We start from the raw sequence: 24,225 nt of genomic DNA, 5'->3' as shown, positions 1-24,225 counted from the left end.
GGCGGTTGGCCTAGCTCGCCGGCTTGATCGACACGCCCGCGCCGACGGCGACCTGGGTGCCGTCCTGCAGCACTGCGATCAGTCCGCTGCCGGCGAGCGTCACCGAAGCCACTATTCCGGTGGTCTTGCCGTCGGCCGACGTGATCGAGCGGCCGATAATAGCGTCGGCCTGCGACAGCGCCGAGGACTGCATGATCTGGTCGAGCTTGGTGTTGCTCTGTACCGATTGCTCGACCTGGGAGAAGGTGGCGAGCTGGGCGACGTACGCCGTCGAATCCATCGGCTTGGTCGGATCCTGGTTCTTCATCTCCGCGATCAGAAGCTTCAGGAAGGACTGATAGTCGACCGCTGTCTTCGAGGTCGACTTGGTGGTCTGGTTGGCGCCAGCCGGTATCGTCGTCGTCATGTCCACGGTCATCAGTATCGTGCCCCCACGGCCAGCGGGCGCGCGGCACCCGGAACGTCGTCATTGCCGCCAAGCGCGCGGCGTTCGAGAGGATAAAGCGAACGGATCGCCTTCAAGGCCTCGTAGATGTGATCCTCGCCGACCATGCGGTCGACCTGTTTCAGCGCGTTGCCGATCTCGGCGTCTTCGAAACTTGCAATGAGCAGCGGCAGCGAGCGGCGGAACATCTCGCGTGCTTCATCGGCACCAGCGGGGTTCATCAGCATGACCTGCACGATGAAATAGAGCTGCCGCAATGGCGTCGACGCCTCGTCGGCCTGGATCACATGGCTCTCGAGCAGGAACTGCACGTCGTTCATCAGCTCGACGGTGACCTTGCGGTCGACGCGGAGGACCGCGCCGTTGATGTAGATCTTCTCATTGGGCTTCAGCGATATCTTCAGCGTGTTCGTCATTGAATGCCGTCGCGGATGATCTGGGACACTTCGATCAGCCCCTCGAAATTGTCGGTGCGGCCCTGGCGGATGTCCTCGGCCTCGCGCAGCAGCCACAGGCCGATGGAAATCAGGTTGGCGCGCAATTCCTTGGGGAGCGCATTGTCGCTGGAGCCAAGGTCTTCGACGAAGACAGTCCAGACGCGGTTGGTGAAATTCAGTGCCTCCACAGCCTCCATCGAATCCTGGCCGGCCACCGCCGCAGCCGACAGCATGTCGATCGAGCGGGTCAGCAGCTCGCGCTCACGGTCCTTGGCGTCCGTGACGGAGGTGCTTTGGACGTCGGCGTAGGAGAATTGGTACATCGTTGGCTCTACCGTTCCGGTTCAGAGTGCTTTCAGGTCAGGTAATTCAACAGGCTGAGCTGCTGCAGGCGCGCCGTCAGAGCGAAAGACGTCTCGATATGCTGCGTCAGGTCGGCGACGCGGGTCGCGGCTGCGGCCGGATCGACTGCTTCGAGATCCAGAATGTGCCGTTCGAACAGGTCGATCTGCGTCTTCATACGGTCGCTGGCGTCGGAGACGCGCTTCTGGACGATGCCGGTCTGGGATTGAACCTGCGCGATGCCGCTCAGCGCTTCGCCAACCAGCAGCTGCGAGTGGTCGACGATGCTGTCCTTTGCCGCCCGGCTGATATTGGTGGACATCAGGCTGGAGACCAAGGCCGCCGCCATGGCGAGCTTCCTGATGCCGTCGCTGTTGGCGCCGGTCGAGGTCTCGGTGGTTTCGTTGAGCGCGATGCGGCTGACGATCTGCTGGTCGGTGGCATTCGACATGTTGGTCTGCCAGCCCGCGCCGAGGAACTGCGGCGTGACATCGTTGGTGATGAAATCGTCCATTTGGGCCGCGGTGATGTTGGCTGCGGCCGGGTCATTGGGCGTGAAGCCGAATTTGGCGACGAAGGAGGCGTCGAAGGCAGCCTTGGCGGGAGAACCGGGGGCCGTGAAATCGTTGATGGGCTTGACGTCGGTGTTGGTGCCAGCGAACAGATATTCGCCGTTGACGCTGGTGTTGAGGATCGACGTAAGCTGCTGGATAGTTGTCTGGCCGGTCGATTGGGTCAGGCTGTCCGAGTTGTCGCCCGACGATGCGGTGGTCAGGCTGGACAGGAAAGTCTGCGCGACGTTGGAGAGCTGGCCGAGCGAGGTCTGGGTCGATGAGAGCCGGGCGGCCACCAGTCCGTTGGAATCGACAATGACGTTGAGCCGGTCGAGGTCGCGCGAAAAGGTGACGGACTGGGCGGTGCGCCCACCAAGTGCCAGACCGACATCGGCGACCTTGCCGGTTGAGGACTCCTTCGTGGCTTTGACGAGATCGGCCTGCATGCGCATCTGCTGATAGCGCATGGCATTCGTGAGGGCAGCAGAGGAGACAAAGGTCATGGCTTATCCCACCGCGTTCAACAGGGCCGTCATCATGTCGTCGACGGTCTTCATCATCCGGGCGGATGCCTGATAAGTATGCTCGAGATCGAGCATCAGCGACATCTCTTGATCGACATTGACGCCGGTTGCGTTGGACAAGGCATCGGCACTGCGCTGTGCCAGGGCTTCCTTGGCGTCGGCAGCGGTCGAAGCCTGCTGACGAACGCCCTGCAACCAGCCGATCGAATTGGCGGCGTAGTCGGCAACGCTGGAGGTTGCCGAAATCCCGGCCGAGGAATCGAACGTCATCGGCTTGTCGAGCTGGTCGCCATAGGCGACCAGAAGGTTGGAGTATGAAGCTCCGCCAGTGTTGGCGACGTAAGCGGCGCCGTTGGCGCCGCCGTCGCGCAGCAATGTCGGGTTGCCTCCGGTGCTGGGATCCATCGCGGCATTGATCTTGATCGTTCCAGCAAGGCCATCGACGAGCGTGCCCGCGGCTGGTACCGCTGGTGCGCCCGACCAGGTGAACAGGCCCGCCGCGTTGGGCATCGACGGTGCGGTTTCGGCAAAGGCGGTGATCAGGCCGCGCGCGGTTTCGTCGAGTTGGCTCTGCATGGTCGAGGCGACGCCGTCGCGCAATTGCAGCATGCCGGCAATCGTGCCGCTGGCGGTGGTGTTGCCGCCGCTGCCCGCCGAGACCGGCACATTATCGATATAGACGGTGTTGCCAGCCGCACCCGCAGCATAGCCCGAAGATGGGGCGAAGCTGACGGTGCGTGGGATCGTCTCGAACAATGTCGTGCCGTCGCCCGTGGTGATGACCATGTCATTGTCGCCACGCGTGAAGGTCGATACCGGAATGTAATTGGCGATCTTCTTCAACAATGCGTCGCGTTGGTCGAGCGCATCTGAAACGTCGGTACCGGAACGGGTTCCGGACATGACCGCCGTGTTGGCATCCTGGAACTGGTTGAGCAGCGAGTTGAGATCTTTGACGGCGGTATCGATCTGGCCGTCGGTCTGGGTACGAAAATCCTGAATGGCCTTGGAGCCTTCATTCAGGGACCGCACGACCTGTTTGGCCGCGTCGATGACGCTCGAGCCAAGATTCTGGTTGGACGGCGAGGTGGCGTATAGCTGCAGCGCCTGCTGGAGATTGGCGATGGCGCTCGAAGGTGAGGAGGCGTTGTCGACGCCATTCACTGAAACGTCGAGCTGATCCATGCCGCTGTAGAGCGCGTTCTGGCCGGCGTAGGCGGACAAAGCGCCGAGGTTCTGGCGAAACAGCAGGTCGTTGGCCGCACGCTGAACATCAACCGAACGCGCGCCGGGCGTCGTGCTGGTGACGAGCGCGATCCGGCGCGAATAGTTCGGATTGTCGGCGTCTGCCACGTTGCGCGTGACGACGCTTGTCTGCCGCGAGGTGGCCAGAAGCGCCGATTGGGCGATGCTCAGTGCGGAGGAAAGCGACATGCTGGTCTTTCACGGGCGGAGCCCGGTTTATCTCTTCAGGTTGACGAGGACGTCCATCAGATCGGAACCGGTCTGGAAGACTTTGGAATTGGCGGTGTAACTGCGCTGTGCCGCGATCATGTCGGTCAATTCCTCCGCGATATCGACGTTGGAATTTTCGAGCGCGCCCGAAATGATCGAACCGGCCTTGCCTTCATTGGCAAAGCCGACACGGACCGCACCGGAGTCGGTGCCTTGCGCGTAGACATTGCCAGGCAGCGCCTTGAGCTGGTCGGGGCTCTGCACGTCGGCCAGCGGAATCTTGTAGAGCGGCTTGGAGGTGCCGTCCTTGTACTGGGCGTAGATGGTGCCGTCCTTGCTGATCTGCACCTTGTCGATGGTGCTCGGCGCATTGCCGTTGACCTGGGCGTCGGAGACGGTGAAGCCGGTGCCGAGCTGGGTCAGCTTCGAAAGGTCGAGATTGAGGCTCGCGCCGCCCGGCACCGTGAATGAAACGTTGGTGGGCGTGCCGGTGAGTTTGCCCGTGGTGGTATCGAAGGTCAGGTTGGCCGAGCCCAGTGCACCGCCGCCAGCGTAGGGGAAGCCAGTTCCGGCCGTCGCCTTCGATTGGTCGAAGACCGCCACCTGCCAGGTGCCGGCGCCGGTGTTGGTGAAATAGACGTCGAGCAGCTTCTTGTTGCCGAGATTGTCATAGGCGACCATCGACGATTTCGAGGTGTACTGCGCGCCTGCGGTGTTGGTGGTGGGCAGGTTGCCGGCGGCGACCGGTGTCGCACCTGCCGGCAGATTGCCACTGAAATTGCCCTGGGTGCTCGGCGTCGCGGTCAGTCCCTGGTCGGAGATGACAACCGGCTCGAGACCTTCGAAGCCGTTCACGGTCGCTGCCGGCGTGCCATTGGCGTAACTGTAGGCCATCAGCTGGAAACCGGCAGCATTGACCAGCCGGCCCTGTGCATCGGGAACGAAGGCGCCGGCGCGGGTCAGGAAGGGCGTGCCGCTCGGGTCCTGGACGACAAAGAAGCCATCGCCGCTGACGGCAAGATCGGAGACCGAGGTCGTGTATTGAAGTACACCCGGATCGCTGACCGCCTGGCGGATCGTGGTGGTGACGCCGCCGGAATTATAGGCGCCCCCGGTCGACGGCATGATCAGCGTCGAAAATTCGGCCGAGGACCGCTTGTAGCCGGTGGTGTCGGAGTTGGCGATGTTGTCGGCCGTCGTCGACAGGCGATTTGCCTGGGCGTTCATGCCGGAAACGCCAGTCCGCATCATTCCGTAGAGGCTCATCGAGATGTCTCCGCAATATCCTTGCCACTGGCTTGGAGGCTACGCCTCCTGTCTTGCGCGAGGCTGGCGCGGTGCCGCATCAGAACACCAGCCGGTAGCCGAGGAAGCGCTTGGAATCGATCGGATCGGTGCCCAGCTTCTCGCGCAGTTTCTTGCGCAGTTTGCTGATGTGGCTTTCCACCACGTTCTCCTCGACCTCTTCGTCGAAAATGCCGTAGATGGCGTTGAACACCTGGGTCTTGGTGACGCGGCGGCCCCGATTGCTCGCCAGATATTCCAGGATGCGGCGCTCGCGGCGTGGCAAGGGCAGCGGCTGGCCGTCGATCTCGGGATCACGGCCGTCCATGAAGATGCGCATGGCGCCGATCTCGGTATAGGCGACGTCCTCGCTGGCGCGTCGGCGGATGGCGGTGATGCGGGCCAGGATTTCGCGGATGTGCACCGGCTTGCGGATGACGTCGTCGACGCCGCTCTCGAACAACCGCAGCGTGTTTTCCAGCGAATGTTGCTCGCTGAGCGCAATGACCGGAGCTCCGGTGCGGTCGCGGATCTGGCGCGGCGAGATCGCGCCGTCGCGACAGTCGCCGATCAGGAAGGCCCGGACCGATCGCAGATCGGTGTCGGCGGCCGAGTTGACCCACTCGCCGAATTCGCCCGGCGCGAAACCGGCGCAGGCGATCCCCTCGCGATCGAAAAGTGAATTATAGCCCTCTGTCACGAGCTCTCGCTCGTCAACGATAACGATCATCGGCCCCGCCTCCGAATCAGCACATTTGCCCCGTGGGGAAAGGCGTATCCGCTGGCGAGAATCCTGAACAACCGTCATTTCTTGTAACTAGTTTCTTGGGAGTCTGGAATCGGAGCGGTTGCATTAGCGCGCCGCCAGATATGTTTGTGAGCCCAGGTCTTGACCAAGTCGAATGGACCGCTTCGCATCCAGGGAGTTGATGTATTAGAAGCAGAAAATGCGCTTATGGGTTGCAGAAGGCGCGAGCGTTCGTGGTCCATTTGCCGAAGCCGGTGGCCACCATGTTGGCGATCACCCTGCAGACATAGACCTTCTGCGCCGGATCGTTGTCGGGACCGGCATGATAGCGGGCGACGGCCATCGACCAGGTCACATGGCGGGCATGGAGGCTGGCCAGGAAGCTTGCCGCGTAGTCGACGTTCTGGCGTGGGTCGAGCATGTCCTCGACGCTGCGGAAATGCGAGGCATGGTAGTGATGGTTGATCTGCATGCAGCCCAGATCGATCAGCGTCTTGCCCTCGCGCTGGGCGTTGGCGAAGGCGGCAAGCGCTTCGGCCCGGCTTCTCGGGAAGACTGCTTTTCCCTCTATGTTCAAGGCATTAGGCTGAAGACTGCCCTTGTTGCCGGTTTCCGTCAATCCGACGGCATAGAGGATGCCGGCGGGTACGCCATAGCGGTCGGCGGCACGCAGGATCTCGGGTTCGCAAGGATTGGTGGCGGCGCCGGCGCTGCTCGCGAGGCTAGATAAATATATCGCCAGCGCGCTCGCGAGAAGGCGAAGCGGCGCGGCCGTGTGCTTGCGCTTCATCATGGTTACCCCTTGCGGATTGCTGACCCGACTGCTGGCCGCCGGCTCCATTATTGCCGCCGCCGGAATTTCCGGGCTGGAAGGATGACGGATCGCGGCCGGGTGCAGCGCTCACGGAGGCGGTTGTATCCGTCCGGGTTGTAGGGGGAATTGCGACCGAAGGTTGCAAGATCGTGACCTTATCAACCTCGAAGCCCAGCCCGCGCAGCGACTTGACGATCGCCTCGCTGTCGCTGGAAAGCCGGCGATAGGCATCGTGTGTTTCGGGTTTCAATTCAATCGACAGTTGTTCTCCGGAGAGCCGAAGATGGGCCGTGACCATGCCCAGTTCGGCCGGGTGAAGTTCGATCTTCAACAGATGTGTCGGAACGGCAACAGAGCCCGTCAGTTGAGCGGTCGCGGAAGCCGTGGAAAGCGTCTTGTTCGGGCCCCCATCGGCTGAAATGGCCCCGATCACGTTGAGGGCTGCCTGGCTCATCGGTGCCTGCGGCGGCGCGGGAAAGCTGCGTTCGGAAACCACGTCGATGCGTGCCGCCGCCGACTGCTGTTTTCCCGGCTCGGACCGCAATGAGGACTGAAGGTCGGCGATGGATTTCAGCTGCGGCGCCGCCTGTTTCGTCTCCACGCCCGGAATCTCCGCGGGCGCCTCGGGCAGGGGGCCGGCCGCGATGGCATTGTCGTGTTTCGGCGCGCCGGCGGCATCGCGGACGAGCTTGCCGTCGAGTTTCGTCAACGGCCCGTCGACGAGCGGTACCCGCTCAGGCTCGAACATGGGTTCGAGACCGTCACGCCCCGCAGCGGATTTCTGCCGATAGGCCTTCGACGGAAGCTGCCCATCGATAGCAGAGCCCTGTCCTGTTTCGCTCGCGCTCGAGTCGTCCGACTTGGTCGATGTCGAGAAATGGCGCAGGTCATGAAACGCCATCAGCAGCGGCAGATGCCCGTCGAGCGGCGTTGCGCCCGGATCGGCGGCCGGCGCTTCGGCATCGGCATCCTTGTCCGTCCCGGCGTCCTTGCCGTCCTTCATGGATTTCGCGGCAGACGATCCGCTCGGCGTGGCCCTTGCCTTGCCGGCGGGCATCGGCTTGTCCTCGCCTGCCTTTGCCGCAAACTCCGCGGCAAGCCTGCTCCACCGCGGATCGCGGGAGCCTGCCTCGGCCGGTGGCTGCTTCTCCGAATGGGCAGGGCTCGCGCCGCCGTGCACCATCTCTCCGAAACCGGTGTCGTCCTTTCTTCCGGACGCGGCCGGCTGCTCGGCCGTGCGCGCGGCGGTAAATCCTGGCAGGGCCGGGCCGAGGCTGGGGGTCATTTCGGGGCGGCTCCAAGCATCTGGTCGATCAGGTCGAGCTGTCGACGGGTTTTCGTCATGGCGGCGTCGGTCGGGTCTGTCGTGCCGGCGCTGGCCGAGACCGCCGGTGCCGATGCCGGCAGGACGGTCGCCGCATCGGTTGCGGGCGTGGATGCGTTCGGCGCAGCCGCTGCTGTGTCCAGGGATGGCGCTACGGCGGTCTGTTCAGGGACGGCGCCCTCGACAGGTGGCAATCCGGCGGCATCGGTGGTCGCAATCTCGGGTTCGGGCGATGGCACAACCGGGGCGGGCGCCGGATTTGCGGCCGGAGGGGAGGCAGGCGGCGCCACCACTTCACCGGCGATGGTCTGGGCCGCGTCGAGCAAGGCGCGGTCGCCGTCCGACAACCTGCTGCGGTCGATCTTGCCCAGTTTGGCACGCACGTCCTCGATGGTATCGGAGGTCACCGTGGACAGGCTGGAATAGAGCAGGGCGCGCGGATCGCCCTGATTGGTGTTGCCGTCGCGACCCTGCTCGGCCCGTGCCGAGGCGAAGGCCGACAAGTCGCTCATGCCGTCAATCGCGGCGCGGCGGGCGATGCGCAGATAGATCACCTTCTCGCGCTCGGGATCCATCATCGAGGTAATGTCGGCAAGCTTGTCCTGGCTGATCGACATGTGCAGGGCGATGACGCCGGAGACGAAGGAGTCGGCGAATTGGCTGGCGTAAGGCGAATAGAGATAGCGCTCGACATACTGGGTGGAGGCAAGCGCGAACCGTGCCGCGTCGCCTTGCGTCACGGCAATGCCGACCGAGCGCCGCAACGCCGCTTCCTCGACCAGAGTGCCGGGGCTGAGCAGCTTGGCCTCGTCGAACAGGGTGAGTGCGGTCGCCGGCTGGTCCGTGGCAAGCAGCGAGCCTTTGACCAAGGCGAGGAACGCGCCGAGATCGCCTGGCAGAGCCATCGGATCGATCGGCCTCAGGGCTTCGATCGCCTCGCCGGGCCTGCCGTTCAGGTAGTCGATCACACCTTTGGCCATGGCAAGGTTGCGCGGATCGGAGGCGGCGCGCGACACGGCCGCTTCGACCGTCACCGGATTGCCGCCGCTCATGCCGTAGACCAGGAGCGCGCGAAAATTCCTGGGATCCTTGAAATCCTCTGCATCGGCCGCGCGCAACCGCGCATCGGTCATCTCGAGCAGCTTGGCCTGCATCGGCATCGCGGCGTGATCGCCGGCCGCGATACGGTCCTGGACGAGTTGCAACGAGCGCACTAGCTGATAGGGCTGCAGCGTATCCTCGGCGAGGCCCGCCGACGGGTGCGCCGTGGCCAGCAGCAACAGGCCCATCAGGCGGCTGGTCAGCGCCGTCCGCTTCATCGGCCGGTCGCCATCAGGATCTCGATACGGCGGTTGGCCGCCGACATTGGGTCTGCCGGATCCTTGGGCTGGCGATCCGCGAAGCCGGCAACCTCGGTGATGCGGCGTTCATCGACGCCGCCACGCACGAGCATGTAATAGGCGGAGTGCGCCCGCGCCGTCGACAGCCGCCAATTGTCGTAGCTGGCGCTGCGGAAAGGGCGCGCATCGGTGTGGCCGTTGATGCTGATGGTGCCCTTCTGGCTGTTGACGATGTGGCCGATCTTTTCCATCGCCAGCACCAGCTCGCGGCTAGGCACCGCCGACCCGACCTCGAACATGCCGAAGTCGAGCTGGTCGGTGATGGAGATGACGACACCCTTGTCGGTGGCTTCGACCGAGACACCGTCATGCAGCTTGTCACCGGGCTTGAAGGCATCGGCGAGCCGCTGCTTGACGTCGGCAGCCGCCTTCAGCGCGGCGGCGGTCGGAGCCTTGTCCGCCGCCTCGGCTTTTGCGGCCTCCTGCTTTGCGACCGCATCAGCGGCCTTGTTGTCTCCAGCGTCGGCGTTGCCCGCCTTCGTATCCCCCGCCTTGGCATCGCCGGTCTTGGCATCGCCGGCCTTGGCATCGCCCGTCTTGACCATTGTCGCGGCGGTATTCTTGCCATCTCCGGGCTCGAGCGGTGCGTCCTTGACCGGCGGTGCGGGCGGCACGGCCTTGACCTTGGCAACCCGAGTCTCGGCCGCCTTGTCGCCGGACTTGAGCGGGTCGCCCTCGATCTTGGGACGCTGGGCGCTCGCCTCGGCGCCGGGCGCGGCGACCTGCTGCGACCAGAAATCGGGCTCGAAGGGATCGCGGTAGGACGCGCCGCCCGAGGCACCCGTCGCCGGGCCTGAATTCTGCGCGCCGCCATCGCCCTTCTGGCTGACATTCTGCATGACGCCGGTATCCGTGGCGATCTCCGAGAGCACCGCATAGGGGTCGGCGAAAAGATGCTCGTCGGACTGTGGTGACTGCTGCGGCTCCTGCTTTTCCTGTTTGCGGTTGGATGAGCCCGCGGCGCCGCTGCCGTCCTGCCCGGCCTTGGTTGTCGCTTCCTGCGGGTCGTCGGCCATCAGCCCGACCGAGCGCGGCCCATTGCCGAGATCCTGGAGGCCCTTGCGGCTCGACTCACGGTCGACCAGCTTGACTGGATTGAAGTAGCTGGCGACGGCGGCCTTGGTCTGTTCGTTGGCGGCATTGATCAGCCACATGACCAGGAAGAAGCACATCATCGCGGTCATGAAGTCGGCGAAGGCGATCTTCCAGACGCCGCCATGGTGACCTTCGTCGTGGTCGTCATGCCCGCGCCGCACGATGATGATCTCGTGCCTGCCATGATCGGCATCGGCGACGCTCATGACAGCACCTCGGAAAGTGTTGCCGACCATTCGGCCATGCGCGTCTCGAACACGGCCTCGTCGATGGTGACCGTCAGGTCGAAGCCGGGCGCCTCGATGAAGTCGAGATTTTCGGCACGCGGCCCAAGCGATGCCTTCAGCGTTTCGAACAGCGAGAGCGGCCCGCGGACCGTGATGCGCACGGCTTCGCCATCGCCGACGGCTCCGCGGACCGCGCCGGCGAGCGCTTCAAGCGAGCGCTTCCGCAGATCGTCGCTGACCACGCCGCCGATGATGCGGGCGACCGTGGCGCCGACAAGATCCGTCACGCGCGCCTCCATGGCATCGAGCCGCGACGAGACCGCCTTGCCGACATCGCCACCGAAGCTGTCGAGAAAGGCCTTCGCTTCCTCGGCATTGGCCCGGCGTTCCGCTTCCAGCGCTGCTTCATGCGTCGCGGCAAGCCGTTCGCCGAGCGCTGCCTCCGCCTGGGCAACCGCTTCGGCGATCAGCGTGCCGATATCGGCCGGCGGTGCCGCCTCGGGTTTGTGCTCGGTGGCGGCCTGGGGTTGGCTGGCGCGTTGCGCGCGCGTGCCGAAATCAGGGAGAAGATCGAAGAGGGCTGCGGAGGGCATGGTCTACGCCGCGACTTCCTGGGCCGCCCATTTGCGCAGGATCTGCGCGGTGCGTTCCTCGTTGATGTCGACCATGCGGGCAAGCCGCTCCTGCGGGGCCGGCCTGATCTTCTGGCGCAGATCGTCGAGCGGGGTGGCGCCGGCACGCGTGCCGGGCAGGGCGCCAATGGCGGCACCCGCATCGGCGGAAGCGGCTGCCTCCGGCGTCGGCAGAGAGCGCTGGACTTCATCGAAATTGGGGCCTGCTATGGCAGGCGTCGCCCTGGCCGTCAACGCGGCCGCCATCGGCCGCAGGCCAAAAAAGGCGACCAGGAACACCACGACGATGAAGGCCCCGGCATTGATCAGCGTGCCGGCATGCTGGCCGATGGAATCGAGCATTCCCGCCTGGGGCACCGCCTCGCCGTCCAGCCCGTCGATGAACTCGACGGCCGAGACGTCGATGACGTCGCCGCGCTTGTCGTCGAAGCCGGTGGCGGAGCTCACCATCTTCTGGATTTCGGCGACGCGCTTGGCGATCTGCTCCGGTGTCGCATCCTTGCCCAGGATCGTCTTCAGCCGATCCTGGTTGACGACGACGGCAATCGACATCTTGGTCACTGAATAGCCGTTGGAGACGGTGGCGATCTTCTTGGAATTGATCTCGTAATTGGTGATCTCCTCCTTGCGGTCGTTGGCCGAGGAGGTCTGCGGACCCTCGGTGCTGGTCGCCTGGGTTTCGGGCAGGTTCTGCTCGACGCTGGCGGGAGTTGAAGCCTGCTTCTGGTTGCTGTTCTCATTGGCGCGCACCGATTGCACCGAGCGCTCGACGCGGGAATTCGGGTCGAAGATTGTCTCTTCCGTCTGACGGGTGTCGGTGTTGACCTCGGCCTTGACGCTGGCGCGGAAATTGTCCGGGCCGAGATAGGGTGTCAGAGCGCGGCGGATGTTGTCACCGATCTGCGCCTCCACGGTCTGCTCGACGCCGAGCGTGCGGGCGGCACTGGTGTTGGAGGGATCATCACCCGCGGCCAGCAGATTGCCGTTGGAATCGAGCACCGTCACCTTGTCGGCCGACAGGCCAGGCACGGCAGCGGCGACGAGGTGGCGGATCGACATGGCGCTCTTCTCCGCGTCGATGCCGGCGTAGCGGATGACGACCGAGGCGGAGGGCTGCTGTTCGTCGCGGCGGAAATTGGCGCGCTCGGACATGACGATGTGGACGCGCGCCGCCTTGATGCCGGCGATGGACTGGATGGTGCGGGCGATCTCGCCTTCCAGCGCACGCACGCGGGTGATCTGCTGCATGAAGGAGGTGAGGCCCATCGCGCCGACATTGTCGAACAGCTCATAGCCGGCATTGGCGCTGGTCGGCAGGCCCTTCTCGGCAAGCAGCATGCGCGCCTGCGCCGTGGTGCCGGCCGGCACCAGCACGGAGGTTCCGTCGGCGCCGACGTCGAAGCCGATGCCGGCTTCGCCCAACACCAGGCCGATCTGGTTCACGTCGGAGCGGTCGAGCCCGACATAGAGCGTGTCGTAGGCCGGGCGGTTGAGGTAGACCGAGGCAATGCCGATGACGCCCATCACCAGGACAGCGATGCCCGCCAGGATGGCGAGGCGCCTGACGCCAAAGCCGCGGAGATTCGAGATGATGCTCTGGATCTGTTCCGGCACGATTGAGCGACTCCCAGCATGACTGTCCGCCGGAACACTAATCCTCGAAGCTTGTGCGAAAATGAAATCGGGCCGCGCTTGCGACGCGGCCCGTGAATTGGAAATCGACGTATCCGTCGGCTAAGGTTGAATTAGCCGTTCTTGAACAGCGACAGGATCGACTGCGAGGAGCTGTTGGCGATCGACAGCGACTGGATGCCGAGCTGCTGCTGCACCTGCAGCGCCTGGAGGCGGGTCGATTCCTTGTTCATGTCGGCATCGACGAGCTGGCCGACGCCGCGGTCGATGGAGTCCATCAGGCTCTGCGTGAAGGTCTTCTGCAGGTCGATGCTGCTCTTGGCCGAACCGAGGATGGTGGCGGAGTCGGTCAGCTGGCTCATGACCTTGTCGATCTTGCCGACCATCTGGGTGATGATGTCGTCGGTCACGCCGGCTGCCGTGATATCGAGATTGTAAGCGGAAACATTGTCGATCCTGGGAACCACCGCACCGGCCGCGGTCTGGCCGGCGGTGTTGGCGGCAATGTCCGTGCCGCCGCCGGCGATTGCGGCCGCATAAGCGGTATCATACAGGTTCTGGGCGGCCGCCGTGGAATAGACCGAGGTCTGGCGGTCGAGCGTGCCCTGGTTCTTGACGGCGGTGGAGAGACCGGAATCGAACAGCTTGGTGCTCTCGACATCGATGTCGATCGTGCCGAGCGAAATGGCGCCCGAGGAGGAGCGATTGAAGGACGAGACGATCTTGGCGTTGGCCTGGACGCCATCATTGGCGGCGGCGACCTGTGTCGATGTCACCGAAAGGTAATTAGAACCCGAAAAGGTGGCGGCATCGGCAAAGGACTTCATCTGCGCCTGGAGGGCCGTGATTTCGGTCTGTGTCTTCGCCTTGGCAGCAGCTGTCTGGCCAATGGTGGAGAGCAACTTGGTCTTGATCTTGCCGATCGTGTCCAGCGCATTGTTCATGCCGGTATAAGCGGTATCGACTTTCGAGGCGCCGAGGCCGAGCGCGTCCTGCACGGTCGAGAGCGCCTGGTTGTCGGAGCGCATCGTCGTGGCGATCGACCAGTAGGCCGCGTTGTCGGATGCTTCGGAGACCCTGTAGCCCGTCGAGATGCGGGCCTGTGTCTGCTCAAGCGACTTGTTGGTGGCGTTGAGGCTCTGAAGTGCAGTCAACGCCGCAGCGTTCGTCATGATGCTCGCCAAGAAACTCGCTCCTTTTTCCAGACCGGTCTTTCTCAAAAACCGGCGTTGCCTCGCGAGCCGCTCGACCCGCCCGTGGATTGCCGCCGCCCCGATTGGGCCGATTCGGTAACCCGTTGTAAGTCATTGGTTAACCATGACTAGCGCGTTATGGTTAACGGCCTGTTAAAAGCCGACTTTAGAGGGTTAAGGAACGAGAGTTGCGCGGGGCTGGAGCAAACGCGAAACGGACCGCGCTTCTGGCGCGGCCCGTTTGCCTGGTTTGGTCGGTCGAGAGCGATCAGCCGCGGAAGAGCGACAGGATCGACTGCGAGGAGCCGTTGGCGATCGACAACGCCTGGACGCCGAGCTGCTGCTGAACCTGCAGGGCCTGGAGGCGGGTCGATTCCTTGTTCATGTCGGCATCGACGAGCTGGCCGACGCCGCGATCGATGGAGTCCATCAGGCTCGAGGTGAAGGTCTTCTGCAGGTCGATGGAGCTCTTGGCGGCGCCAAGCTTGGTGGCGGCGGTCGTCATGCCCTTGAGCGCGGCATCGACGACGTTCATCATCTGCTGGATCTGGGTATCGCTGGCAGCAGTGGTGCCCGAGAAGATGGCCAGAGAGGCGACCGAATAGGTATCGGTGGCCGCAGCGGCAGCGCCCAGGGTCGGGTTCGATGCCGTGGTAACCGCGGCGCCGGTGGTGCCGAGACGAGCCGTGTCGAGGATGCCCTTCGCAGTCGGGGCAGCACCGGCGTCATAGAGCTTGATGCTTTCCACATTGACGTCGATCGTCGAGATCGAAACCGCGCCGGCGGCGCTGCGGTTGAAGGCCGAAACGACCTTCACGTCGGCCGCCGTGCCCGAGGCGGTGGACACCGACAGCATATTGGTGCCGGAGAAGGTGGCGCCATCGGCATAGGCCTGCAGCTGCTTCTGCAGAGCGGCGATTTCGACCTGGGTCTTTTCCTTGGAAGCATCCGTCTGGCCGTAGGATGCGGTCAGCTTCTGCTGGATCTGGTTAATGGTGGTGATCGCGCTGTTCATGCCGGTGTAGGCGGTGTCGACCTTGGAGGCGCCGAGGCCGAGCGCATCCGAGACGGTGGACATGGCCTGGTTGTCGGAGCGCATCGTGGTGGCGATCGACCAGTAGGCGGCGTTGTCCGAAGCCTGGGAGACGCGATAGCCCGTCGAGATGCGGGACTGGGTGGTGTCGAGGCTCTTCTGGGTGGCGTTCAAGCTCTGCAGCGCGGTCAACGCTGCGGCGTTGGTCATGATACTGGCCATTGCTACTCGTACCTTGTTTTTACAGGAGTTTTTTGCATACCGGTTTGTCCGGTATGACGGAGCGGCATCATGCCAATGACCGTTGCGTTTGGGTCACCCGCCATCTGCGAGCGACTATGGCGGCGAGTCCCTACCAAAGGACTAAACTGAACGGTTAATCGAAAATAATTCGGAGAAAATTCGATGATCCTCGCGCTGCTCGGTTCCTCGGCCGAGCGGTGCCTGATGTCGAGCGCAGAGGATCAGGTGAAAGAGCGCACCAGGCTGCCGACGAGCAGGTTCCAGCCGTCGATCAGGACGAAGAACAGGATCTTGAACGGCAGCGACACGACCGTGGGCGGCAGCATCATCATGCCCATCGCCATGGTGATGGTGGCGACGATCAGGTCGATGACCAGGAATGGCAGCACGATCAGGAAGCCGATCTCGAAGCCGCGCCGGATTTCGGAGATCATGAAGGCGGGCACCAGGATGCGCAGGTCGACGGTCTCCTTGGCAACGACCTGGCCGCGCTCGCGGGCGAGATCGGCGAAAAGATCGAAGTCCTTGTCACGCACATTGTGCAGCATGAAGGTGCGGAACGGATCGGAAATCTTCTCGAAGGCCTCGGTCTGGCTGATCTGGTTGTCCATCAGCGGCTTGACGCCGGTATTCCAGGCCTGATCGAAGGTCGGCGCCATGACATAGAAGGTCATGAACAGCGACAGCGAAATGAGGATGAGGTTCGCCGGCGTCGATTGCAGGCCGATGCCGGCACGCAGGATCGAGAAGGCGATGACGAAGCGGGTGAAGCTCGTCACCATGATCAGCAGCCCCGGCGCCACCGACAAGACGGTAAGCAGGCCGAACATCTGGATGATGTAGCCGACGGTGGTGCCATCGGCCTTGCCGATGGCGCCAAGGTCCAGTTGCTGGGCCGCCGCGACGGAGGTGGCGGCACCGATCAGTACCGCGGCAAGAAGGAATTTTCTCATTCGAGCAGCAATGTCCTGATAAGAACCTGTTTGACGTGCCCCTGGCTGCGGATCGAGGCGCGTTCGTCGAGATCGGCCTTCAGATGCTGGTAGCCGCTGGCGCCTTCGATCTGGTGCGTCTTCAGGGTACGTACGAAAGCCAGAAGATCCTGTTGAATGTTCTCCGCCATGGCCGGCGGCTGCGGCGCGTCATAGACCACGGATACTTCCATCCTGATCCAGGTATCCGCGGGCGACGCGATGTTGGTGGTGATCGGCGCCAGTGCGACAAGCGTCGGACCCGTGCCAGGCTGTTGTGCGGCGGCGGGCTGGGCGACCTTGCCCTCATTTTCAGGCGCAACCGGCACCGATGGTGGTGCATCGACGCCTTTGAGGTAGCCGCCTGACATCCAGCCCATGCCGATGGCGGCGGCCGTCACCACGAGCAGCATGGCGCCCTGGATGGCAAGGGAAGGACCCTTGCGAGGCTGAACCTGTTCGACATCGGCCATGGCGCTTTGCTCTCCAATCCCCGGAATGCCAAGAACTAGAACGGAAGAACCTGGTCGAGGACCTGCTGGCCGTAGGCCGGCTGCTGGACCTCGCTGACGCGACCGCGGCCGCCATAGGAGATCCGCGCCTCGGCGATGCGTTCATAGGAGATGGTGTTCTCCGCGCCGATGTCAGACGGGCGCACCATGCCGGCGATGGTGAGCACCCTGAGTTCGTAGTTGACGCGCACTTCCTGTGAACCCCTGATCATCAAATTGCCGTTGGGAAGAACCTCGGTGACGACGGCGGCGACGTTGAGCTCGAGGTTCTCCGAGCGCTTGATTTCGCCGTCGGCGTTGGTTTCGGTGCTGGAACTCAAGCCGGCGTCGCCCTTGCCGCTCGTGCTGTTGCCTTCCCATCCGAGCGTGACGTCATAGCCCAGCTTGCGCGCGGCAGTGCGGCTCCTGTCGTTCTGGTTCTTGAAGTTGGCCTTGTCGTTGAGCTTGATCCTGACGGTCAGGATGTCGCCTTCGCGCAGCGCCCTGGGATCGGTGAACAGCCGGCTCTGGCGATCGTCCCACAGAGAGAACTTCTTGACCGGCGTGGCGGGCGGCTGAGGATAGCTGTAGGGCGCTGCCCCGTCGCTGCCGATGCCCGATCCGACCGGCGACAGCGCCGGTTCCCTGCCGATCTCCTTGAAGTTGGTTCCACAGCCGGACAAGGCTGCCGCCGCGCACAGGATGAGCATTCTGCGGATCATGACGGATCTACCCTTCGGGCTGCGCTGGCCATGATGCCGGTGAGCGTCGCCGCCGCCTTCTGGTCCATTTCGTTGAGGATGACGCCCGCCTTGCGTGAATCGAGCTTCATCAGGATGGCCGCGGCCAGGTCTGCGTTGACGATCGCCAGGCGTTCGGCCGCCGCATCGGGCTTCATGCCGGCATAGATCTTGACGACGCCGTCCTCGGCCCGGGCCAGGAACACTTCCCGCCGCTTCAGCCAGGTCTCGTATTCGGCTTTCTTTGCGTCCAGAGCTTTCATGCGCTCGTCGATGCCGGCCTGGAGCTGTTTCAACTCCTCGGCCTGCAAGGCATAGCGGCGGTCGCGAGCGGCGTCGGCGATATTGGAGCAGAAGCGCTCGATCTCGCTTTGGTCCGGCGCTTTCTCCCGCGTCAATTGCTGCGGCGCGACCATGGGCTGCGCACCGGGCAGAACCTGGCGCACGGTATCGTCCGCGTGTGCGCCACCAAAAACAGGCATGGCCGTGAGGGCGGCCGCAAACAGGAAGGTGCGGGAGCGGCGTCTTTCACGGGACGAGAGGGAGGAGATCATCGGCATCGCCTATTGGAGAACCAGATCGGCCTGCAGGGCGCCGGCCGACTTGATGCCTTGCAGGATGGCAATGATGCCGTCCGGCTTGACGCCGAGACGGTTGAGGCCGGAAACAAGGGTTTGCAGGTCGGGCCCGTCGAGCACGGCGACGCGGGCATCGGGTCGGCTGGCATCGATTGCGGTGAACGGCTCGACGGTGGTCTCGCCCTTGGAGAAGGGTTCGGGCTGCACGACGCGCGGCGCTTCCGTGATGCGCACCGTCAGCGTGCCATGGCTGATGGCGACACGCGAGATCTTAACGTCGTTGCCGATGACGATGGTACCGGTGCGCTCGTCGATAACGACGCGGGCCGGCGTGTCGGACTCGACCACCAGGTTCTCGATCTCGGCATAGAAGCGGGCCGCCGAAACGCTCTTCGGCCGCCTGATCTGCACGGTTCGGGAATCGCGCTCTGCCGCCACGCGCATGCCGAAGCGCTGGGCGGTGTAGTCGTTGATCGCGTCGGCGATGCGGATAGCGGTCGAAAAATCGGGATTGCGCAATTGCAGCGTCAGCGTCGACTGGTCGTCGAACTCGGCCTTCACCTGCCGCTCGACTATGGCCCCGTTCGGCACGCGGCCGGCGGTCGGCACGCCTTGCGTCAATTGCTGGGCCTGACCCTGGGCGGTGAAACCGGAAACGATGACCGCGCCTTGGCCGACGGCGTATATCTCGCCGTCCGCCGCCTTCAGCGGCGTCATGATCAGCGTGCCGCCGGCAAGCGAGGTGGCGTCGCCCATCGAGGAGACGTCTATGTCGATGCGGGCGCCCGACTGCACATAGGGCGGCATGTTGGCGGTGACGATGACGGCCGCGACGTTCTTGGCGCGCGCGCTGCCGCCTTCGGTGGCGATGCCGAGATTTTCGAGCATGGCGCGGATTGACTGTTCGGTGAACGGCGAATTGCGCAGGCTGTCGCCAGATCCGGCCAGCCCGATGACGAGGCCGTAGCCGACGAGCTGGTTGTCGCGCGAGCTCTGCAGCTGGGCAATGTCCTTGATGCGCGAAGCGACCTGGCCTGGTGGCAGCGAACTTGGCCCGGGCGACACGCGGAACATGCGCGTGGTGGTGGCCGGATCATATTCCGGATCGTCGTAGACACCGCCATTCCTGGCGGCGAGCTCGCGTTTGGCCTTGGGCGTCAGGCCATCGGCCAGCGCCGGCTGCAGGCCAAGTGCCGCCGCGAGCAGAAGGGCAAATGGGCGCATCATGAAGCGCCGACCTGAATTGTGCCGTCGGCCATCACCGTGCCGGAGAGGATCTTGCCGCTGTCGCTGTTGCGAACCTTGATGAAGTCGCCGGCCGAGCCCGGCTGCAAGGTCACGGCGGTGGCCGTTATCGTCAGTCCGCCGGCGATGAAGAAGACCTGCACGGCGGCACCCTGTTCGACCAGCCAGGCCTCGCGGATGGCGGTGGAAGGAATGTAGCGGCCCGGCAGCAGCGTGCGCTTGGCGATCTTGCCCTGGAGTTCCTCGGAACGGGTCGCCACCGCATCCGGCTTGTGCTTGCCCGGGATGAGGGTCACCTGCTTCAGGGCGCCGAGTTCGATCGTCTCGCCGGGATAGATGACGCGGTTGGGGATCAGCACGACCTCGCCGGCAGGCTGGTTGCTGGCGATCTGGGTGGCTGACTGGCCCGTCGATTGGCTGGCCGATTCCTGGGCGAAAGCCGGCATGCCGCCGGCCACCAGCGCAAGGGTCAGCGCGGCGCGGCGGAATGCGGAGCAGGAGATCGGCATGGCCATCATCCGTTACCTGATGTTCTTTGAGACGACGGAGGCCATGTCGTCGGCGGCCTGGATGACCTTGGAATTCATCTCATAGGCGCGCTGCGCCGAGATCAGCTCGGTGATTTCCTTGACCGGATCGACATTGGAAGCCTCGAGATAGCCTTGCTGGATGGTGGCGAAGCCCGGGTCGCCCGGTACGCCGACATTGGCGGGGCCAGACGCCGTCGTTTCCTGGAAGAGATTGTCGCCGAGTGGCGCAAGGCCCGCCTCGTTGGCGAAGTTGACGATCTGGAGCTGGCCGAGGTTCTGCAGGTCGGTCTGACCGTCGATGCGGGCAAAGACCTGGCCGGTCTTGTTGACGATGACCTCGACGGCGTTGACCGGCACGGTGATGGCCGGAATGACGCTGGCGCCGTCAACCGTCACCAGCTGGCCGGTGGCGTTGGTGTTGAAGGCGCCGGCGCGCGTATAGAGCGTGCCGCCATCGGCCCCCTCGATCTGGAACCAGCCCCTGCCGGTGAGCGCCATGTCGAAACTGTTGCCGGTGCTGGTCAGCTCGCCCTGTGTGTGGACGTTACGCACGGCGGTGGTCTTGACGCCGAGACCGATCGAAACGCCTTCCGGTACCAGCGAGGCGTTGGAACGGTTCGGCACACCTTGCGTGCGGTCGACCTGGTAGAGCAGGTCGGAGAATTCGGCGCGGGCGCGCTTGTAGCCGGTGGTGTTGATGTTGGCGATGTTGTTGGCGATGACTTCCAGATTGGTCTGCTGGGCATTCATGCCGGTGGCGGCGATGGCGAGTGCTTTCATGGCGTGCTCCTCAGATGCCCATGCGACTGACTTCGAGATAGGCCGAGACGACCTTGTCGCGGATGGCGACGGCGGTCTGCAGCGCCTGCTGGGCGCTCATCACGGCATCGACCACCTGACGGGTGTCGGCGTCGCCCTTGAGCGCCTGGAGCGACACCTGCTCGGCATTCTGCATGGTGCTGACGGTCTTGGAGGCAGCCTGGCTCACCGCTTCGGCGAAGGAGGTGCCAAGGTTGCCGGCTGTCGCGGGCGCGACACCGCCCTGAAGCAGGTCGGTGGCTGTGTCGCCCAGTCCAGGCTTCAGGTTGAGCGCGCCGATGCCGTTGACGATCATTGGTTCCTCATCAGGTCGATGGTCATTGAAATGAGGTCGCGCGCCTGCTTCACAACTTGCAGGTTGGCCTCGTAGGAGCGGTTGGCCTCGGTCATGTCGGCCATTTCGATCAGCACGTTCACATTGGGCATCTTGACGTAGCCCTTGTCGTCGGCAGCCTCGTTGCCGGGCTGAAATTCGACGGGAAAGTTGCTCGGGTCGCGGTCGATCGAATTCACTTCAACCGTCGAGCTGCCGGAAGCCCGGTCGAGTTCGGAGACGAAGCTGATGGTCTTGCGGCGATACGGGTCGGCGCCCGGCGTGGTGCCTGTCGACTGGGCGTTGGCGAGGTTTTCCGAGACCACGCGCAGGCGCTCGGACTGGGCGCCGAGGCCTGATGCCGCGACTTTGAGGGCTGCGGTCAGTGCGTCCATGATCAGCTCTTCACCGCCATCATCATCATTGAGTGGAATGCCTTGACGATGGCCGTGTTGAGTTCGAAGGAGCGGCGTACCTCGCCGGCCTTGAGAAGCTGGTCTTCAAGCACGACCGTGTTCTTGGACGGCATGATCACGCCGTCGTCTTCCTGCGGCTTGATGGTGAAGCCGGCATTGGTGGCAGCACTACCGAGATGGCCGGGCTCTGTGATCTGGAGCGACACCGCGGTGCGGTCGAGCACCTTCTCGAACGGCTCGACATCATTTGCCGTGTAGCCCGGCGTGTTGGCATTGGCGATGTTGCCGGCGACCGCCGACTGACGCACGGACAGCCACTGCGCTTGCTTGGCGGCGAGATCGAAAAGGGAAACAGGCTCCATGGGAATCTCCGGGCATGTGCCCAAAGACTAGGCCGCCAGTCTTGCGCGGACCTTGCGGACGGTCGCTAGAAAATGACGGCGAAAAAGTATGAAGCGGCTTTCGGACGGCATCTTGCTCCGTCTCTTTGAATTGGATCCAGCTCTGGCCAAAGCGGAGACGGCCTTACCGGGAAAGCTCGATCACCTGGTTGGCGCTGGTGAGCATGACCCATTTGCCGTTGCGCTGTTCGATCGCCGATACCTTGCTGGAATCCGGCAGCGTCGAACCCCGCTGGACCATCCACAGGCCGGTGTCGTCCTCGATCATGGCGCGACCGTTGGCGATATGCACCATGCGGAACTTCGCGATATCGGCGGGAAAGGGTTGGTCGCCGGGTGGGTCCGCTTTGGAATCGTCCTGCACCGTGCCGGTGGCAAGCAGGTCGACGCTGGTGTTGGGAACGTCCTTGGCGGTCAGCGGCGCGCTGCGTGCGGCGACCACACCGCCGCCCGCGCGTCCCGAATTGGTGCCGGTGCCGCCGAACTTAATCGCCTGCACGCCGAACTGGTCCTGGTTGAAGAAAATGTACCAGGGAAACAGGGCGCAGGTCAGGCCGAGCGTGATGCCGAGCGCGGCGATGACGACGTCGCTGCGACGGTCAGCCTTCTTTCTCAATTTTGGAAATTGCGCCTTTGGCGGTTGCGGCCATTCGGTGGCGGCGAACAGGCCATCGATCAGCGATTCGCGGCTGGCCTGCGCCATCTCGGGAGTATCGACGCTGGAAACCACATGCGTTGAGGAAAGGGCGGTCCGACCCAGAACAGGTTCGGATCTGGGGAGAACCGGTTTGACGGCCCTGGCCAGAACAGCCGCGGTCCGGGCGGCCATGGCGCCGGCGGTGTTTGCCTTGGCGACCCTGGCCTCCTCCGCTCGAGCCTGCTCCGCGGCGTTCGCCTCGGCGATCATCTCGTTCAGGAGGCGCTCGGTGTACTGGCGTTCAGTCTCCTGGTTCGGCATTCTGTTTTCCCTTGAGATAGCGGGCAAGGTCGGAGAACGGATCGGCGGACGGACGGTCCCTGGGTGATTGCGTCAGCGCCTCATAGATCAGGGGCACCTGGCGCACGGCCATGTCGAGTTCGGCGTCGACGCCGCCCTGATAGGCGCCGAGCAGGCGGATGTCGCGCGTGTCCTCGAAGCGGGAGATCATCGACTTCAGCCGCGTCACAAGGGCTCGCTGCTCGACGCTCCAGGCCTTGCCCGCAAGTCGCGATATGGACGACAGTGGATTGACGGGCGGATAGCGGCCCTGTTCGGCGATCGCGCGGTCGAGCACGACATGGCCGTCGAGAATGCCGCGCACGGAATCGGCGACCGGATCATTGTGGTCATCGCCATCGACCAGCACGGAAATGATGGCGGTTATAGAGCCTTTACGTTCGGCTCCGGGTCCGGCGCGTTCGAGCAGCTTGGGCAATTCGGTGAAGACCGAGGCGGGATAGCCGCGGGCGACCGGCGGCTCGCCCGTGCCGGTCGCCACCTCGCGCAGCGCGTGGGCGAAGCGGGTGATCGAATCCAGCACCAGCAGCACGCGGTGGCCCTGGTCGCGGAAATGCTCTGCCACGCGCATGGCGGTGTCGGGCGCGCGCCGGCGCATCATGGCGCTCTCGTCGCTTGTGGCGACGACGGCGACGGTCTTGGCCATGCTGTCGCCGATCGTGTCCTCGAGGAATTCACGGACCTCGCGGCCGCGTTCACCGATCAGCGCCACGACGACCGTGTCGAACGCGTCGGCGCCGGCGAGCATGGCAAGCAGCGTCGACTTGCCGACGCCAGAGCCGGCGAAGACACCCATGCGCTGGCCGAAACAGAGCGGCGTGAAGATGTCGATGACCTTGACGCCGGTCATGAAGGCGGTGCCGACACGCTGCCGCGCCATGGCGCCGGGCGTCGCGGCGGTCGCCGACATGTCGTCGCCCCTGATGAGAGGCGGACCACCATCGATCGCCCGGGTGAGCGCGTCGATGGCGCGGCCGCGCCACGAGGCATGCGGCGCCACCGCGAGCGGACCCCTGCGGAACACGGCATCGCCGATGCCGGCGTCGGCGCTGCGTTCGAAGGGGGCGATCACAACCTCGTCCCGGCTGATCTTGACGATCTCGCCGCGGCGCGCGCCGGTCTGGCCGCGCTGCTCGACGATGTCGCCCAGCCTGGTGAAATCGGAAAGGCCGCGCACCTTGTAGTGCGTGGGCGTAACTTCGCTGACGAGGCCGCCGCGCTTGACCAGCCCGTCGCCGTTGCCGAAGCGCCTGATAATCCGCTCCAACGCGGCAAGCCGATCCGCCGGCGCCGGCTGGAGCTGTCTTTCGGGTGCGCGGATGGATGGTTGCTCCGAGGACAT

27 protein-coding genes are annotated in these 24,225 nt (G+C 64.2%); all 27 read right to left on the bottom strand.

Annotated features, from left to right (window positions below; genetic code table 11):
* Positions 1-10: 10 nt before the first annotated feature.
* Complete coding sequence (flgD, locus tag O7A60_RS09500; RefSeq protein WP_337106009.1) at positions 11-418, bottom strand: flagellar hook assembly protein FlgD; 408 nt, start codon at positions 416-418, stop codon at positions 11-13.
* Positions 418-861, bottom strand: a complete 444-nt coding sequence (gene flbT / locus O7A60_RS09495; RefSeq protein WP_337106008.1) for a flagellar biosynthesis repressor FlbT — start codon at positions 859-861, stop codon at positions 418-420. Before flbT ends, flgD begins: the two co-directional genes overlap by 1 nt.
* On the bottom strand, positions 858-1,205 hold the full coding sequence (gene flaF / locus O7A60_RS09490; RefSeq protein ID WP_140504160.1) for a flagellar biosynthesis regulator FlaF: 348 nt from the start codon (positions 1,203-1,205) through the stop codon (positions 858-860). The genes flbT and flaF overlap by 4 nt, the downstream gene beginning before the upstream one ends.
* Positions 1,206-1,237: 32 nt before the next feature.
* The gene (locus O7A60_RS09485; RefSeq protein WP_337106007.1) at positions 1,238-2,281 is read right to left on the bottom strand and encodes a flagellar hook-associated family protein; all 1,044 of its coding nucleotides are present in this window, start codon (positions 2,279-2,281) and stop codon (positions 1,238-1,240) included.
* 3 nt (positions 2,282-2,284) lie between these two features.
* The gene (flgK, locus tag O7A60_RS09480; protein ID WP_337106006.1) at positions 2,285-3,736 is read right to left on the bottom strand and encodes a flagellar hook-associated protein FlgK; all 1,452 of its coding nucleotides are present in this window, start codon (positions 3,734-3,736) and stop codon (positions 2,285-2,287) included.
* 27 nt (positions 3,737-3,763) lie between these two features.
* Positions 3,764-5,023: a flagellar hook protein FlgE gene (locus O7A60_RS09475; protein ID WP_337106005.1), complete on the bottom strand. Its 1,260-nt coding sequence runs from the start codon at positions 5,021-5,023 to the stop codon at positions 3,764-3,766.
* A gap of 79 nt (positions 5,024-5,102) precedes the next feature.
* On the bottom strand, positions 5,103-5,771 hold the full coding sequence (locus O7A60_RS09470; protein WP_015315897.1) for a response regulator transcription factor: 669 nt from the start codon (positions 5,769-5,771) through the stop codon (positions 5,103-5,105).
* A 223-nt stretch (positions 5,772-5,994) separates the two neighbouring features.
* Positions 5,995-6,579 (bottom strand): transglycosylase SLT domain-containing protein, encoded by a 585-nt coding sequence (locus tag O7A60_RS09465; RefSeq protein WP_181166653.1) that lies wholly within the window; start codon positions 6,577-6,579, stop codon positions 5,995-5,997.
* The gene (gene fliK / locus O7A60_RS09460) at positions 6,512-7,888 is read right to left on the bottom strand and encodes a flagellar hook-length control protein FliK (RefSeq protein ID WP_337106004.1); all 1,377 of its coding nucleotides are present in this window, start codon (positions 7,886-7,888) and stop codon (positions 6,512-6,514) included. Before fliK ends, O7A60_RS09465 begins: the two co-directional genes overlap by 68 nt.
* Positions 7,885-9,246 carry a chemotaxis protein MotC gene (locus tag O7A60_RS09455; RefSeq protein WP_337106003.1) on the bottom strand — a complete coding sequence of 454 codons (1,362 nt, stop codon included), beginning with the start codon at positions 9,244-9,246 and terminating at the stop codon, positions 7,885-7,887. The genes fliK and O7A60_RS09455 overlap by 4 nt, the downstream gene beginning before the upstream one ends.
* Positions 9,243-10,628 carry a MotB family protein gene (locus tag O7A60_RS09450; RefSeq protein ID WP_337106002.1) on the bottom strand — a complete coding sequence of 462 codons (1,386 nt, stop codon included), beginning with the start codon at positions 10,626-10,628 and terminating at the stop codon, positions 9,243-9,245. The genes O7A60_RS09455 and O7A60_RS09450 overlap by 4 nt, the downstream gene beginning before the upstream one ends.
* Positions 10,625-11,242 carry a hypothetical protein gene (locus tag O7A60_RS09445; RefSeq protein ID WP_337106001.1) on the bottom strand — a complete coding sequence of 206 codons (618 nt, stop codon included), beginning with the start codon at positions 11,240-11,242 and terminating at the stop codon, positions 10,625-10,627. Before O7A60_RS09445 ends, O7A60_RS09450 begins: the two co-directional genes overlap by 4 nt.
* 3 nt (positions 11,243-11,245) lie before the next feature.
* Positions 11,246-12,895, bottom strand: a complete 1,650-nt coding sequence (fliF, locus tag O7A60_RS09440; RefSeq protein ID WP_337106000.1) for a flagellar basal-body MS-ring/collar protein FliF — start codon at positions 12,893-12,895, stop codon at positions 11,246-11,248.
* 131 nt (positions 12,896-13,026) lie between these two features.
* Positions 13,027-14,097 carry a flagellin N-terminal helical domain-containing protein gene (locus tag O7A60_RS09435; RefSeq protein WP_027144759.1) on the bottom strand — a complete coding sequence of 357 codons (1,071 nt, stop codon included), beginning with the start codon at positions 14,095-14,097 and terminating at the stop codon, positions 13,027-13,029.
* A 277-nt stretch (positions 14,098-14,374) separates the two neighbouring features.
* Complete coding sequence (locus tag O7A60_RS09430) at positions 14,375-15,361, bottom strand: flagellin N-terminal helical domain-containing protein (RefSeq protein WP_140504145.1); 987 nt, start codon at positions 15,359-15,361, stop codon at positions 14,375-14,377.
* 242 nt (positions 15,362-15,603) lie between these two features.
* Positions 15,604-16,335 carry a flagellar type III secretion system pore protein FliP gene (fliP, locus tag O7A60_RS09425; RefSeq protein WP_140504143.1) on the bottom strand — a complete coding sequence of 244 codons (732 nt, stop codon included), beginning with the start codon at positions 16,333-16,335 and terminating at the stop codon, positions 15,604-15,606.
* Positions 16,332-16,826 (bottom strand): flagellar basal body-associated FliL family protein, encoded by a 495-nt coding sequence (locus O7A60_RS09420; RefSeq protein ID WP_140712714.1) that lies wholly within the window; start codon positions 16,824-16,826, stop codon positions 16,332-16,334. Before O7A60_RS09420 ends, fliP begins: the two co-directional genes overlap by 4 nt.
* Before the next feature lie 35 nt (positions 16,827-16,861).
* The gene (flgH, locus tag O7A60_RS09415; RefSeq protein ID WP_337105999.1) at positions 16,862-17,566 is read right to left on the bottom strand and encodes a flagellar basal body L-ring protein FlgH; all 705 of its coding nucleotides are present in this window, start codon (positions 17,564-17,566) and stop codon (positions 16,862-16,864) included.
* Positions 17,563-18,144 carry a MotE family protein gene (locus tag O7A60_RS09410; RefSeq protein ID WP_337105998.1) on the bottom strand — a complete coding sequence of 194 codons (582 nt, stop codon included), beginning with the start codon at positions 18,142-18,144 and terminating at the stop codon, positions 17,563-17,565. The genes flgH and O7A60_RS09410 overlap by 4 nt, the downstream gene beginning before the upstream one ends.
* Before the next feature lie 3 nt (positions 18,145-18,147).
* On the bottom strand, positions 18,148-19,389 hold the full coding sequence (locus O7A60_RS09405) for a flagellar basal body P-ring protein FlgI (protein WP_337105997.1): 1,242 nt from the start codon (positions 19,387-19,389) through the stop codon (positions 18,148-18,150).
* The gene (flgA, locus tag O7A60_RS09400) at positions 19,386-19,922 is read right to left on the bottom strand and encodes a flagellar basal body P-ring formation chaperone FlgA (RefSeq protein WP_337105996.1); all 537 of its coding nucleotides are present in this window, start codon (positions 19,920-19,922) and stop codon (positions 19,386-19,388) included. The genes O7A60_RS09405 and flgA overlap by 4 nt, the downstream gene beginning before the upstream one ends.
* A 6-nt stretch (positions 19,923-19,928) precedes the next feature.
* Positions 19,929-20,717: a flagellar basal-body rod protein FlgG gene (gene flgG, locus O7A60_RS09395; protein ID WP_337105995.1), complete on the bottom strand. Its 789-nt coding sequence runs from the start codon at positions 20,715-20,717 to the stop codon at positions 19,929-19,931.
* A 10-nt stretch (positions 20,718-20,727) separates the two neighbouring features.
* Positions 20,728-21,051, bottom strand: a complete 324-nt coding sequence (locus tag O7A60_RS09390; protein WP_027144750.1) for a flagellar hook-basal body complex protein FliE — start codon at positions 21,049-21,051, stop codon at positions 20,728-20,730.
* Complete coding sequence (gene flgC, locus O7A60_RS09385; RefSeq protein WP_015315914.1) at positions 21,048-21,464, bottom strand: flagellar basal body rod protein FlgC; 417 nt, start codon at positions 21,462-21,464, stop codon at positions 21,048-21,050. Before flgC ends, O7A60_RS09390 begins: the two co-directional genes overlap by 4 nt.
* Positions 21,465-21,466: 2 nt before the next feature.
* Entirely contained in the window at positions 21,467-21,847 is a 381-nt protein-coding gene (gene flgB, locus O7A60_RS09380) for a flagellar basal body rod protein FlgB (protein ID WP_027144748.1), read from the bottom strand.
* A gap of 163 nt (positions 21,848-22,010) precedes the next feature.
* Complete coding sequence (locus O7A60_RS09375) at positions 22,011-22,844, bottom strand: hypothetical protein (protein WP_337105994.1); 834 nt, start codon at positions 22,842-22,844, stop codon at positions 22,011-22,013.
* Positions 22,825-24,225: a flagellar protein export ATPase FliI gene (gene fliI / locus O7A60_RS09370; protein WP_337105993.1), complete on the bottom strand. Its 1,401-nt coding sequence runs from the start codon at positions 24,223-24,225 to the stop codon at positions 22,825-22,827. Before fliI ends, O7A60_RS09375 begins: the two co-directional genes overlap by 20 nt.

The sequence above is a fragment of the Mesorhizobium salmacidum (SeqCode) genome (genome assembly GCF_037179605.1).
GTDB lineage: Bacteria > Pseudomonadota > Alphaproteobacteria > Rhizobiales > Rhizobiaceae > Mesorhizobium > Mesorhizobium salmacidum.
This window is presented reverse-complemented; position numbering and strand designations above follow the sequence as displayed.

Bases quoted from the DNA above. Each gene is read 5' to 3' on its own strand.
- flaF (WP_140504160.1), bottom strand. From the start codon at position 1,205: ATGTACCAATTCTCCTACGCCGACGTCCAAAGCACCTCCGTCACGGAC.
- fliK (WP_337106004.1), bottom strand. From the start codon at position 7,888: ATGACCCCCAGCCTCGGCCCGGCCCTGCCAGGATTTACCGCCGCGCGC.
- O7A60_RS09450 (WP_337106002.1), bottom strand. From the start codon at position 10,628: ATGAGCGTCGCCGATGCCGATCATGGCAGGCACGAGATCATCATCGTG.
- O7A60_RS09390 (WP_027144750.1), bottom strand. From the start codon at position 21,051: ATGATCGTCAACGGCATCGGCGCGCTCAACCTGAAGCCTGGACTGGGC.
- flgC (WP_015315914.1), bottom strand. From the start codon at position 21,464: ATGGACGCACTGACCGCAGCCCTCAAAGTCGCGGCATCAGGCCTCGGC.
- O7A60_RS09475 (WP_337106005.1), bottom strand. From the start codon at position 5,023: ATGAGCCTCTACGGAATGATGCGGACTGGCGTTTCCGGCATGAACGCC.
- fliI (WP_337105993.1), bottom strand. From the start codon at position 24,225: ATGTCCTCGGAGCAACCATCCATCCGCGCACCCGAAAGACAGCTCCAG.
- O7A60_RS09455 (WP_337106003.1), bottom strand. From the start codon at position 9,246: ATGAAGCGGACGGCGCTGACCAGCCGCCTGATGGGCCTGTTGCTGCTG.
- fliP (WP_140504143.1), bottom strand. From the start codon at position 16,335: ATGAGAAAATTCCTTCTTGCCGCGGTACTGATCGGTGCCGCCACCTCC.
- O7A60_RS09485 (WP_337106007.1), bottom strand. From the start codon at position 2,281: ATGACCTTTGTCTCCTCTGCTGCCCTCACGAATGCCATGCGCTATCAG.
- O7A60_RS09410 (WP_337105998.1), bottom strand. From the start codon at position 18,144: ATGCCGATGATCTCCTCCCTCTCGTCCCGTGAAAGACGCCGCTCCCGC.
- O7A60_RS09470 (WP_015315897.1), bottom strand. From the start codon at position 5,771: ATGATCGTTATCGTTGACGAGCGAGAGCTCGTGACAGAGGGCTATAAT.
- flgK (WP_337106006.1), bottom strand. From the start codon at position 3,736: ATGTCGCTTTCCTCCGCACTGAGCATCGCCCAATCGGCGCTTCTGGCC.
- flgB (WP_027144748.1), bottom strand. From the start codon at position 21,847: ATGGAGCCTGTTTCCCTTTTCGATCTCGCCGCCAAGCAAGCGCAGTGG.
- O7A60_RS09445 (WP_337106001.1), bottom strand. From the start codon at position 11,242: ATGCCCTCCGCAGCCCTCTTCGATCTTCTCCCTGATTTCGGCACGCGC.
- O7A60_RS09375 (WP_337105994.1), bottom strand. From the start codon at position 22,844: ATGCCGAACCAGGAGACTGAACGCCAGTACACCGAGCGCCTCCTGAAC.
- O7A60_RS09465 (WP_181166653.1), bottom strand. From the start codon at position 6,579: ATGAAGCGCAAGCACACGGCCGCGCCGCTTCGCCTTCTCGCGAGCGCG.
- flgH (WP_337105999.1), bottom strand. From the start codon at position 17,566: ATGATCCGCAGAATGCTCATCCTGTGCGCGGCGGCAGCCTTGTCCGGC.
- flgD (WP_337106009.1), bottom strand. From the start codon at position 418: ATGACCGTGGACATGACGACGACGATACCGGCTGGCGCCAACCAGACC.
- flgA (WP_337105996.1), bottom strand. From the start codon at position 19,922: ATGGCCATGCCGATCTCCTGCTCCGCATTCCGCCGCGCCGCGCTGACC.
- flbT (WP_337106008.1), bottom strand. From the start codon at position 861: ATGACGAACACGCTGAAGATATCGCTGAAGCCCAATGAGAAGATCTAC.
- flgG (WP_337105995.1), bottom strand. From the start codon at position 20,717: ATGAAAGCACTCGCCATCGCCGCCACCGGCATGAATGCCCAGCAGACC.
- O7A60_RS09430 (WP_140504145.1), bottom strand. From the start codon at position 15,361: ATGGCCAGTATCATGACCAACGCCGCAGCGTTGACCGCGCTGCAGAGC.
- O7A60_RS09405 (WP_337105997.1), bottom strand. From the start codon at position 19,389: ATGATGCGCCCATTTGCCCTTCTGCTCGCGGCGGCACTTGGCCTGCAG.
- O7A60_RS09420 (WP_140712714.1), bottom strand. From the start codon at position 16,826: ATGGCCGATGTCGAACAGGTTCAGCCTCGCAAGGGTCCTTCCCTTGCC.